Raw genomic sequence first — 12,771 nt, forward strand, 5'->3', positions numbered from 1 at the left:
CATGTAAGATGCTGACTAACTATACTCAGGGATGATTGAATGAAAAGATTACCCCTTGTTTTTGAAGAAATCAGTTCAAGAGAATGACAGCAATCAGACCTGAATATGACAGAATGAATCAATTGATTTTAACCAATAATCCAGACCTTGCTCAAACAATAAAAACCAAGAAATAACAACAAAGGAAAGATGAAGAAGCTTTTAATGGCGCATATTTTAATGCTGGTTGTAACCCTCACTTTCGCCACTAAACGGCCTGAGTGGGATAACGTAAAGGTGTTGCATATAAATAAGGAACAGCCTCATACGACCATGATGGTATTTGGCTCCGAAAAGTCGGCTTTAAGTTTTGATAAGCATACCTCGGAATATTTTCAAAGTCTGAATGGCGATTGGCTGTTTAACTGGTCGAAAAACCCAGCCAGCCGGCCTGAGAAATTCTATGAAACCGATTTTGATGACTCACAATGGTCAAGCATCCCCGTACCTTCTAACTGGGAGCTTCATGGGCATGGAATACCTATCTATACCAACGATACCTATCCGTTTGAAAAAGATAATCTGGAAGCACCTAAAGCATGGAATCCGGTGGGTTCATACCGTCACACCTTTGAGGTGCCTGAAAATTGGGATGGCAGAGAAGTGTACATCAATTTTGATGGGGTCCAATCGGCCTACTATGTTTGGGTGAATGGCAAGAAGGTGGGCTACTGCCAGGGCAGTCGTACGCCGGGTGAGTTCAATATCACCAAATACCTGCAAAAAGGCGTTAATCAATTGGCTGTTGAAGTATACCGCTGGAGCGATGCCTCTTATTTGGAGGATCAGGATTTCTGGCGATTGAGTGGCATCTTCCGCGATGTGTATTTATGGTCGACCCCCAAAACGCATATCCGCGATTTTGTATATTCTGCTTCGCTGAGCAATTCTTATACCGATGGTGTGCTTCGATTGAACGGTGAAGTGGTTTCAAAAGCCAAACAAGCCGTTTCGGTTAAGTATCAGTTGCTTGATGCAGCAGGTAAAGAACAGTTAGTGGGAACAGTACCTGTTGCAGCCGGCAAGGGATTGGTTCGTTTTAGTTCAGATGAGCACACGCTTAAAGATGTGCAAGCCTGGAGTGCTGAGTCACCTTATTTATACCAGCTATTACTTTCGCTTGAAGACAAGGATGGAAAAGTACTAGAGGTAATTCCACAGAAAGTGGGTTTCCGCAAAGTGGAGATCAAAAACGGACGTCTGTTAATTAATGGCGTGGCAGTGCTGTTCAAAGGCACGAATCGACACGAGCATCATCCGGAAACAGGCCATTATGTGACGACAGCGGACATGATGCGCGATATTATCCTGATGAAACAAAATAACATCAATGCGGTCAGAACCAGTCATTATCCGAATACGCCTGAGTGGTATGCATTGTGCGACGAATATGGTATCTACCTCATTGATGAGGGAAATATTGAAACACATGGATTCGGCAATAAGGGCGATAACCGTCTGACTTGTTCACCCGACTGGGAACAGGCCTACCTGGATCGTGTAGAACGCATGGTGTACCGCGATCGCAACCATGCTTCAGTAGTTATCTGGTCGATGGGTAATGAAAGTGGCGATGGGCCTAATGCGAAAAAGGCCCATGAGTGGGTCAATGTAACAGACCCGTCACGCCCGTATTTGTACGAAGGCACCACGCGTAAAGGTGGCCGCGACTATGCTGATGTCTACTCACGCATGTATGCCACGCCCGAAGAGTGTGCCAATATCACCAAAGACTATGCGCACATGCCATTTATCTTATGCGAGTACACACATGCCATGGGTAATAGCAATGGGAACCTGAAGGAATACTGGGATTTGGTGTATGCCGACAATAACTTCCAGGGTGGATTTGTTTGGGACTGGATGGATCAGGGCCTGAAGCAGCCGGTACCTGAAGCATATAAGAACACTTCCCAGGACGATCACTTCTATGCCTATGGTGGTTGGTGGGAAGATGCCCGTGGCGTGCATCACGATGGTAATTTCTGTATGAATGGGCTGTTGGCTTCTGACTGGACGCCCCACCCGGGATTAAATACGATCAAGTACTTCTACCGAAACATACATGTAGAAGCTGTTAATATGGAGCAACTGGAGTTTACCATTACCAACTGGTATGATTTCTCCAATGCAGCCGAGTGGGTAGATGGCGAATGGGAACTTATGGAAGATGGATTGCCGGTTGCATCTGGAGCATTAGAGAGTATGGATCTGCCGGCACGTTCGGGTAAAAATATCCAGTTGAATATTGATTATCAATACCAAGAGGGGAAAGAGTATTTTATCACTTTCAGTTTCAAACTGAATAAAGATACCTTCTTTGCCAAAGCCGGACACGAACTGGCCTGGGACCAGTTTCAGCTAAGTGAAAACACACTTGAGGCACTGAAAGCAGTACAAACTGATGCTGCCCCTGACTGGCGGACAGAAGGTCGCTCAGTATATGTTTGGGGCGAAGGCTTCTCCATTATTTTTGATAAGCTGAATGGTCGCCTGGAAAAGTACTTTCTGGGTGATGAATTAGTGATTAAAAAAGGGCCTCAACCTGACTTCTGGCGCGTACCAACCGACAATGATCGCGGCGCTGTTAAAGGTGGGAATATGAATTTACCTCAATTAGGCGTTTGGGAACATGCCAATAGCTGGATCGTTGATGAGGTGACATCTAAAGAAGAGAACAACACCCTTGTGATAGAAGTAAAAGGAAATTTACCCATGATAGATGCCAGGTATAGCCAAACTTATACAGTATATGGTAATGGCGAGGTAGATGTGTATTGCCAGTATATTGCCGGTGATAAGGCGCTGCCAATGGTGCCACGCATGGGAACAGAGCTGGTGATTGAACCAGGTTTTGATCAGCTTGAGTGGTATGGTCCGGGAAAATATCCAACTTATCAGGATAGAAATGTGGAAAAGATGGGTGTGTATTCGTCCTCGGTTGCCAATGAATGGGTGGAATATTCAAAGCCGCAGGAGAATGGCTATAAATGTGATACACGCTGGTTTACAATGAGCAATGCTGAAGGAAAAGGTTTGCGCATTACCGGCGAACAAGCCATTGGATTCGGGGCAGCTCACTACAGTAAGCAGGCCATTCAGCAAAGCGATTATTCTTTTGAACTGACAAAGCAACCAGAGATATACCTGAATGTCGATCATAAGCAAATGGGTATTGGTGGCACAACCAGCTGGTTGATGAATGCATTTCCAAGAAAAGATTACCGTTTACAAAATGTAGATTATACCTTTAGGTACAGAATTTCCCCTGTGCGATAAAGAATTAGAAGAGTTGCTAACTCATGATGTTACTTAATTTATGAAAAATCGATTCTCAATAAGAACCCTTGCGCTATTGGTCATTGCCATGTGCGCACTGGTGCCTGTAAAAGCGCAAAGCGATCAGGCTGTATCACCCAATGTCATCATCATCTTAACCGATGATCAGGGCTATGGCGATGTGGGTTTTAACGGCTGTAAAGATATACCTACGCCAAACATCGACCGGATTGCAGATAATGGCGTTAAGTTCACCAATGCCTATGTGACTTATGCCGTGTGTGGCCCCAGTCGTGCCGGCATCATGACGGGGCGCTACCAGGACCGCTTTGGCTTTGGTCGTAACCCTCTGCTCGCGCCAAACGATACGTTGCAGGGATTACCTTCTACCGAAGAAACTTTAGCTACAGTGTTAGAGCGTTCAGGTTATACAAGTATGGCATTGGGCAAATGGCATTTGGGTGCCCATAAAACTCAGTATCCGCTCAATCGCGGGTTCGATGAGTTCTTTGGCTTTTTAAGTGGCGGACATCAATACTTCCCTGAAGAATTGACTTTAGATGATGTATCTGAAATCAAGGCACAGTTCGATGGCTACAGAACCAAACTGATGCGTAACAATGGCAGGGTAGAAGAAAACGAGTACCTGACAGATGCTTTATCGCGTGAAGCCGTTTCGTTTATCGAGCGAGAGGCTGATAATCCATTTTTCATTTACCTGGCATACAATGCGCCACATGCACCATTGCAGGCCACCGAGAAATACCTGAGTCGCTTTACGCATATCAAGGATAAGAAAAGAAGAACCTATGCGGCCATGGTGAGTGCCGTGGATGATGGGGTTGGCCTGGTGCTTGATAAACTGGAGGACTTAGGCATAGCAGAAAACACCATCGTATTTTTCCTGTCGGATAATGGCGGTCCCGAGCAGCATAATGCTTCTGATAACGGACCGCTGCGTGATGGCAAAGGGAGTTTGTACGAAGGTGGCATTCATGTACCGTTTGCCATGCAATGGCCGGGGACAGTGCCGGCAGGGATGGTTTACCATCAACCGGTTATCTCGCTCGATATGTTTGCCACGGCAGTCACCTATGCGAATGCAAGCCCGGCTAATCCAATCGACGGTGTCAACCTTGTGCCCTTCTTGAATGGGGATATGAGTGGAGTGCCGCATCAGGCGCTTTACTGGCGCAAATACGACCAGAAGGCCTACGCAATCAGAAGTGGAGATATGAAGCTGGTGAAGTATAAAAGTGAGGTGGATGAGGTGTATAATCTGCAAGATGACATGGGCGAGCAAAGCAGTCTGGCATTAACGGAGGATAACCACTATGATAGCCTGAAGGCGTCGTACTCAGAGTGGGAGAATCAATTGAAAGACCCCATTTTCCTGGGGCTGATGCAGAATAAGCTGTACACCAATACTCATCCCGAACGTTATCATCTGGTGAATCCGTATCGTCCGGATACATTGCCGGCACAAATACCCAATGGTTATGAACTTGTTTGGGCCGATGAATTTAATACTGAAGGGAAGCCCAACGACGCTTTCTGGTCCTATGAAACCGGTTTTGTGCGTAATGAAGAACTGCAATGGTACCAGGCCGATAATGCATCGCTTAAGGATGGTGTTTTATGTATTGAGGGACGCCGTGAACAGGTGAAGAATACCGATTACAAACGCAAGAGTACCGACTGGCGCAAGCATCGTAAAACAGCCGAATACACTTCTGCCTGTATCAAGACGAAAGATAAGTTTTCATTTAAGTATGGCATCATGGAGGTGCGTGCCCGCATCGATACCAGCCTGGGCATGTGGCCGGCCATCTGGACCCTTGGCGTGGAAGGTCAATGGCCATCCAATGGCGAAGTGGACCAGCTGGAGTATTACCGCCATGAGGGGGAAGCCAAGCTATTGGCCAATGCAGCCTGGGCCAACGACAAGATGCAGCCGGTGTGGGATTCGGCCAGGATGCCTTTTAAAAATTTCCTTGCTAATCAACCGGATTGGGCAGATAGATTTCATACCTGGAAAATGGAGTGGACCGAAGACTATATCCGATTGTACCTGGATGATGAATTGCTGAATACTATTGATTTGTCAAAGACCATCAATGCCGATGGTACAAATCCATTTCATCAGCCACAATACATTCTGTTGAACCTGGCCATTGGTGCCAATGGAGGCGATCCCTCAGCAACCACTTTCCCGCGCAACTACGAAGTGGATTATGTGCGGGTGTATCAAGCGAAAAAGTAATGCAGCTTGGGCAATAGCCCGATAAAATGGGTTCAATATGGATTATGAGCGCAAGCAGGCATAGCCAAAGATTTTTTTGCTTACTTTTTTCATCATGGAAAAAAAGGAAGTCGGGGGTTGGGTGAAAACCCCAGTGTGATGATAATAGTGTTACCCTCTAAATGTCATATAGGGCAATAAATTGTAAAAGTGAATCAATAGATTAAAAGGAGTTTCTTATGATTAAATCAATCTTATATATTGTTGGCATTGGGCTATTAAGCTCCCTGTTGAGTTGCAAGGGACCGGTAAAAGAGGCAACCAACCAACCGAACGTCATTATCATGCTCATTGATGATGCCGGCTATGCCGATTTTGGTTTTGCCGGGTCGCCAGACTTAAAAACACCCCATATCGACCAACTGGCCAACACGGGAATCCGTTTTACCGATGCGCATGTAACCGCTTCTGTTTGTGGACCAAGCAGGGCCGGTATCATGGTTGGTAAATACCAGCAGCGCTTTGGGTTTGAATGTAATCCCTCGGAGGAATACACAGGCATTGACTTGAGTGAGCAAACCATTGCCGATGCCATGAAGCAAGCCGGTTATACAACGGCCGCCTTTGGTAAATGGCACTTGGGTGAAGGACCTGAGTACCGTCCCAACCAGCGTGGCTTCGACTATTTCTGGGGTTTCCTGGCAGGCGGAAGAAGTTACTTACCCAATGATAAGCAGGATAGAGAGGGCACTTCGCATTCGATTCGTGAAAACGATCAGTTCACCACCTTTGATGGCTACCTGACAGACCGATTGGGTGAAAAAGCCGCGCAGTTCATCGAAGACCATCAAGAGCAGCCATTTTTTATCTACTGGGCACCCAACGCGGTGCATACGCCCATGGAGGCGGCAGAAGCTGATTTGGCGCTGTTTGAAGGGCATCCGAGACAAACACTGGCCGCCATGACCTGGGCCTTGGACAGGGCCGTAGGGACCATCGTCAACAAGCTGAAAGAAGCGAATGTATATGAGAACACACTGATTTTCTTCCTGAGTGATAATGGCGGGGCACACAATAACCAGTCGTCTAACCTGCCCCTGAAAGGCTTTAAAGGAAACAAATACGAAGGTGGACACCGGGTGCCTTTCCTGATGCACTGGCCGGCCAGATATCCACAAGGCAGGATTTATAATGGCTTGACCTCTTCTTTGGATATGTTTGCCACCAGCATTGATGTGGCAGGCTTACCCCACAACAAAGACATTGATGGCGTTAGTTTGCTGCCTTACCTGGATGATGCCGATCAAGGTGAGCCCCATGAAAAACTCTTCTGGCGAAAGGGTGCCATGGCGGCCATGCGCGCCGGTAACCATAAGCTCATCCGTGTTGAAAGGCTGGGGCAGCGATTGTATAACCTGGATACCGACTTAGGCGAGACAAACGATTTATCCGAAACAGAAGCCTGGCAAGCAACACAGCTGAATGGTGAGCTTGAAGCGTGGGAGGGAACGCTGATGGCGCCGCTGTGGACTGAAGGGGCCGTTTGGGATACCGTTACCTGGATGATTCATGAAGATTACTTCCATAATAGTGAACCACGGGTGAAGAATCCTGAGCAACTAAAAATGTGGAAATCAAACCAGAATCAATAAATTTGAATAGCGTGGCAACCTGCTTTAGGAAGCCGTTGACAAGATAAATCTATCGTTATGAGAAAGTCATTACTGCGCCTCTTACCGCTGTTAGCAACTGCATTTTTATTAAACGGGTGTGTTCACAAGCAGCAGCAGCCCAATGTGGTGCTAATACTGGTGGACGACCTGGGCTGGACCGATTTAGGCCTGATGGGAAGCACCTTGTATCAAACACCCCATGTGGACCGGTTGGCCGGGAAAAGCACTGTGTTTACCGATGCCTATGCGGCCTGCACAGTTTGCTCGCCAACCCGCGCCAGTATTATGACCGGTAAATACCCGGCTACCCTGAACTGTACCGACTGGATAGAGGGGCATAAACGCCCGCATGCAAAGCTGGCGGTGCCGGACTGGACCATGTACCTGGACACGGCCGAGTATAACCTGGCTGAGGCATTTAAGAGCAATGGCTATGTGACGGCCCACATTGGTAAATGGCACCTGGGCGAATCAGCCATCTACTGGCCCGTATCTCAGGGCTTCGATAGTAATATTGGCGGCTGGGCCAAGGGTTCGCCACAACTGAGAAAGAAGCAGGGCTTTGGCGGGTATTTTGCTCCCTATGGCAATCCGCGACTGGCAGATAAAGAAAACGGGGAGTACCTGACCGAGCGCCTGTCGCAGGAGGCCTGCCATTTCATCGAAACGCATCATCCCGATATCACAGGACAGCCTTTCTTCTTGAACTTTTGGCTGTATAACGTGCATTTGCCCTTACAGGCTAAAGCCGATAAGGTTGAGAAGTACAAGGCCCTGGTGGATTCAACACAGCACCACCTGAATCCCACCTATGCAGCCATGGTAGAACACATGGATGATGCCGTGGGCGCTATACTAAATAGTTTGAAAGCAAATGGCCTGAGCGAGAATACCATCATTGTGTTTACATCCGATAATGGCGGGCATGCGCAGCAGCGTAAAACGATGGTGACCAGCAACTACCCCCTGCGCGAAGGCAAAGGGCATGTGTATGAGGGAGGCGTGCGTGTGCCCATGCTCATTTATAACCCGCAGCTTGAGCAACAGGTGAGCGTAAGTCATCAGCCGGTTATCTCCAATGATATTTTTCCAACGCTGGCAGCCATGGCCAATCTGCAACTACCGGACAAGGTAAGCGCAGGTTTTGATGGGCTGAGCCTGGATGGCGTCATTGAGGCGGACAAGCCGCTGAAGCGCTCGGCCTTGTTCTGGCATTATCCGCATTACCATACGCTTGGGGCCACGCCCTACAGCGCCATACGCAAGGGCGATTGGAAGTTGATTCGTTTTTTTGAAAATGAGCACTACGAGCTCTACAACCTCAGGGAGGATATCTCAGAATCAGTAAATGTGGCAGAGCAGCACAGCGATAAGGTGAATGCCTTAAAAGATGAGCTATTCCTATGGTATCAGCAGGTGGAGGCGCAAATGCCAAGGCCTAATAGTCATTACAAATAGTACACAAACAATAAATGCTTGCCGATTGGCAAGCATTTATTGTTTGAAGCCCTGTATGGGGGGAGGTTTCTTGTGACGGAATAATAGTGAGCGCTTCTCCCTGCTAGTGGTTGCTGGTAGCTAGCTGGTTAGCGCTTGTATTTCTTCTCAACTGTATCATCTTCATAGCTTGATGTCAGTATGATGTATTCCTGTGTAACGGTATCAATGCTAACACAGTCTCTTAAGCCTCCAATTACATATTGAACACACTTACAGTCCTGAAAATCATTCACAATAGTCTCTGCATTATTTTCAATGTCAAATATTTTCAACTGTTCATTTGGCTCGTTGATGTGCTCAATGTAAAGCAGAATCTGACTTCCCTCGTTTGCATCAACCCATGTTCCTTTTCTTATTGTTTTACCTGTTCTCTTATCTATAAGCTGAATCTCATGCGGGTTTCCTGAGCCAAAAGATTGGACAAAAACAAATGAGCTGTCAAAATCAGCACCGATGTAGCCAATGTTTTTATGTGGTAATCCATAACTACTTCCACCAGTCAAATCCTTAATGTCAGTTGTGTCCTTTACTAAAAATATTGCCTGAAGCGTGTCTGGGTTATTAGATTCTATATACACTCTATATTCTAAATTGAAATCGTTTTTCAAGCTTGTCTGGAAATCATAGTCAAGGTATGCTGAATCTGAAATATATGTTCTTGTCACAACACTACTTTTTAAAAGCTTTGTATTGGACTTTAATTCATTGTTATCAATTAGCGCCGACTGTGTTTCATCGCTCCTGCTATTAAAGTTTTCAGTCTTTGTATGCTTGTGCTGACACCCCAATGTCAATAAAATTGTCAGTATGTATAGTGTGTTTTTCATCTTATAGGTCCGCTGCCGGTTCGGCTATGCGCAGTGTGCCTGCGTTGCGCCTGCGGCAAGCTATGCATTATTAGCCATTATTGGCGGGCTTAATTTTATAAATATTTATCGAGCACTTGAATGTTTCCAATATCGATACTAGTAATTTTATGTAGTTCATTTAGTTTAAACGAATACCAAGTTTCCTTTTTTTCTATTATTTCCTCATCATTTTCATCATATTCTGGAGAGGAATAATTTGTTACTAACATTTTACGCGTTGAAAAATTTACACTGATACTTTCTGATTCCATAGTCCCTCTATGGGTTGATTCTGACTCTATACCAATTAGATAGAATTCATTATTCTGAAATCTAAACTTATATTCTTTATTTGTCATATACCAGCTACCACTACTGTACCAATAGTATGCTCCCAAACTTAAAATACCTTTCTTAATTTGAATACCAGCAAATGGGTCAGCCATGTTCCGACTTATCCTTTGAGGAATTAAGTTATTAATTACTCTAAACTTCTCATAATCACCCTTACTTTTGTTGAATACACAAATTAATAATATCCGATTATTGGTGTTCAAAGTATCATTAAGTGAAGAATCGATTTCTATTTTGCTTTTATCTTTTTCTTCATATACAACAACAATATCATCGTAACCGTCTTTGTTTAAGTCTCCTTTACAGTAATCAATTAACTGAGTATCTTTTGGAATTAAATGTTTAATGTCATTTGCGATAATCAAATTGGTAAAAGATAGAATAGATATTAATAGAGTTAAAATAGTTTTCTTTTTCATAGTTTAATTAATGTCTGAATTGTGGTTTTGCATGCCAATGGCCAACTGTGTGATGCGTAGCTTGTGTTGCGCCTGCGGCAGGGCATATTGCGTATGAGCCATTATGACAGCCCGTTATTTTGTTAAAGGTTCTAATTTTCCACGAATAGAATTGTATTCTTCATTTGTGTTCAATCTCATTTCTTTTAGAATATCCTTTATCAATTTTGTCAAATTACCTTTAATACCAAACTCTTTGTGTACTGATTTTATTAAAGCTTTTCCATCACACCTCTTTTTCCAATCCTCTGCCCATTCTTCTTGATAGACTTTGACTTTTGTTTCAATACTTTTTTCAAGTTCTTCTTTCCATTTGGGATTATCAAACTTCTCAAACAGTGCCCTTGTTTCAGTTACTGTTTTTTCAAATGCATTAATTACTTCTGAACTTGGTTTATCTTTTATTTGAGAGTTCTTTACAGATATATTATTCGGAATTGTTATATCTAATTCTTCCCTTACTGCTTTAAAATTAACTTGACTTAGCGCAAGTTCTTTAATCTTCTGCTGTAATGCACCTCTATTTGTTGGTTTATTTGAACAATCATATTCTTTTATAACATTATACATTACATCTGAATCGAAAAGATAATTTTCAAAACAATATCTATCCCATTGAATTACCTTTACATTTGTGGAAGAATCCCCTTTATACGGCTTATTATCATTATCTAAAATGAAGATATGATACCCCTCAAGGTCCCCTCGTTTGTCTGAATCTTGTAATGTCTTTATTTCTTTTTCAATTTCACCACGCCCTCCAAGCGACTTAATTGAATAACCAGAAATCAAATCCCCAATTATAATTGGAATAAAATCTTCGTCTGTATTGCCTTCAAGATATATGATACCTTTATTAAATAGTATGTCAGAAGTATGAACACCTAAACACTTTAAAGCATCTTGTGCTTCTGAATCATCTTTCTTTAAAATTTTAGTAATATTTCTAGAGTCAAGTAAATGCAATAGGTGTAAATTCTCATCATCTTTTGTTGCTGAAAGGATTTCGGCAGAATGAGTCGTTAAAATTACTTGTGTATTTTTCGCCTTAAATATCTTTGAGTTTAAAAATGGAATTATACTTCTACAAACTGCAGGGTTTAGATGTAATTCAGGTTCGTCAAGCAAAACAATACCTTCATTATCCATTGTCTTCATAAGCAAATAGAAAGTCATTAATAATCCTTTCTCTCCGCTACTTAGGAAATCTATATCATATATTTTTCCACTATCTTTTTCTTTTATTAATACAGAAAGTCTACCCGATTGATTTTCTAATTTTATGCCATGAAGCTCCTTTCCTGGAAGAAGACTATCAAATATCAACTTGAAATCATTTTTAACACTATTTACATCATTATTGTTAATCAGCAGGATGTTTAAGAGAGTTGCTTTTAATCTTTGAAATTTCAGCTGTGGATTCGTACTATATGACTGAATTTGATTATTAACATCTCCTTGTCCTAATTGTATATTTGTATCACCTAATGGCATTGTTCTGTCAGGTGGAAAATAGGAGAACTTTGTAATATTATAGTTCCTAATCTGCATTAAATAAGAAACTGTTTCTTGGTCTAGTCCATTTTCACCACTGACTTGACCATTTGCCGCAAAAACTAAATTGATATTACATATAGAACTTGTCTTTAACTCATTTATTCTTTGATGAGTTTCATTTTGTATGGTATTAAGTCTTTCTTTTCCTTCTTTTGTAGAAATGTATCCAATCAAATCAAAAGTATTTGTATTGGCAGTCGGAAGTTGTCTTTGTAAGCGATGCATTGCAAATTGTCCAATTGATACCTCTAATGCTTTTACTTCATCTGCTGTTAATTCAAACTCTAAGTTTATTAAAACATTTTTTCTATTATCGTTTGCAAGGTTTGCAAACTGAACGTTTCCTAAATGAGGTGAGAAAATACCCATGTGTTGTAATGTATTCTGCCCTTCATTTTGAGTAGTTGGAAGTAAAATTGCTTTAACAAGTCGAATTGCATCTAACACAGTACTTTTTCCGACACCATTAGGTCCTACAATTGTATTTATTGAGTTTTTCAAATCGAACTCGATAAAGTCGATTTTTCTAAAGTTGCTTATGGATACTTTCTTAATATACATGCTTTAATATTTATGTAAGGTTTGTTTTTAATGGGCTGTAACTCATTTATATCAGCACCCTAATGCCCGATATATTTGCTATATCAGCAGTTAAGGTGTCGATGCATACCCTATATCACGATGTATCAACGCCTGTATGGAGATACATTTATTATTCCTTTATGCTTTCCTGCCCCTTATTACGCTCACATTATCCCCGGTCAGGGGGGCAGTTTTTCCGATTAGTGCCTGCTAAATTAGAATTTATTTTGGGATGCACA

At 43.0% G+C, this 12,771-nt stretch carries 8 protein-coding genes; 5 read left to right on the plus strand and 3 right to left on the minus strand.

Annotated features, from left to right (window positions below):
* The first annotated feature begins 189 nt into the window (after positions 1-189).
* From KDU71_RS21335 to KDU71_RS21350, 4 genes are all read left to right on the plus strand, one after another.
* The gene (locus KDU71_RS21335; protein ID WP_212193153.1) at positions 190-3,318 is read left to right on the plus strand and encodes a glycoside hydrolase family 2 TIM barrel-domain containing protein; all 3,129 of its coding nucleotides are present in this window, start codon (positions 190-192) and stop codon (positions 3,316-3,318) included.
* Positions 3,319-3,358: 40 nt separating this feature from the next.
* Positions 3,359-5,581 carry a sulfatase-like hydrolase/transferase gene (locus KDU71_RS21340; RefSeq protein ID WP_212193154.1) on the plus strand — a complete coding sequence of 741 codons (2,223 nt, stop codon included), beginning with the start codon at positions 3,359-3,361 and terminating at the stop codon, positions 5,579-5,581.
* A 218-nt stretch (positions 5,582-5,799) separates the two neighbouring features.
* A complete protein-coding gene (locus KDU71_RS21345) occupies positions 5,800-7,212 on the plus strand; it encodes a sulfatase-like hydrolase/transferase (protein WP_212193155.1) in 1,413 nt (470 codons plus the stop codon).
* Positions 7,213-7,269: 57 nt separating this feature from the next.
* On the plus strand, positions 7,270-8,691 hold the full coding sequence (locus tag KDU71_RS21350) for a sulfatase (RefSeq protein WP_212193156.1): 1,422 nt from the start codon (positions 7,270-7,272) through the stop codon (positions 8,689-8,691).
* A 128-nt stretch (positions 8,692-8,819) separates the two neighbouring features.
* On the opposite strand, the gene KDU71_RS21355 is transcribed toward KDU71_RS21350, so the two are convergent.
* The 3 genes from KDU71_RS21355 to KDU71_RS21365 all read right to left on the minus strand — a co-directional run bounded on the left by KDU71_RS21355 (position 8,820) and on the right by KDU71_RS21365 (position 12,511).
* Positions 8,820-9,398, minus strand: coding sequence for a hypothetical protein (locus KDU71_RS21355; RefSeq protein WP_212193157.1), 579 nt, complete (start codon positions 9,396-9,398; stop codon positions 8,820-8,822).
* Positions 9,399-9,655: 257 nt separating this feature from the next.
* Positions 9,656-10,354 (minus strand): hypothetical protein, encoded by a 699-nt coding sequence (locus tag KDU71_RS21360; protein WP_212193158.1) that lies wholly within the window; start codon positions 10,352-10,354, stop codon positions 9,656-9,658.
* Between the two features lie 114 nt (positions 10,355-10,468).
* Positions 10,469-12,511 carry an ATP-dependent nuclease gene (locus KDU71_RS21365; protein ID WP_212193159.1) on the minus strand — a complete coding sequence of 681 codons (2,043 nt, stop codon included), beginning with the start codon at positions 12,509-12,511 and terminating at the stop codon, positions 10,469-10,471.
* A 62-nt stretch (positions 12,512-12,573) separates the two neighbouring features.
* Between KDU71_RS21365 and KDU71_RS21370 the strand changes: the two genes are divergently transcribed.
* A partial coding sequence (locus KDU71_RS21370) for a hypothetical protein (protein ID WP_212193160.1) occupies positions 12,574-12,771 on the plus strand: 198 nt, incomplete at its 3' end.

The sequence above is a fragment of the Carboxylicivirga sediminis genome (genome assembly GCF_018156225.1).
In the GTDB taxonomy this organism is placed as follows: domain Bacteria; phylum Bacteroidota; class Bacteroidia; order Bacteroidales; family Marinilabiliaceae; genus Carboxylicivirga; species Carboxylicivirga sediminis.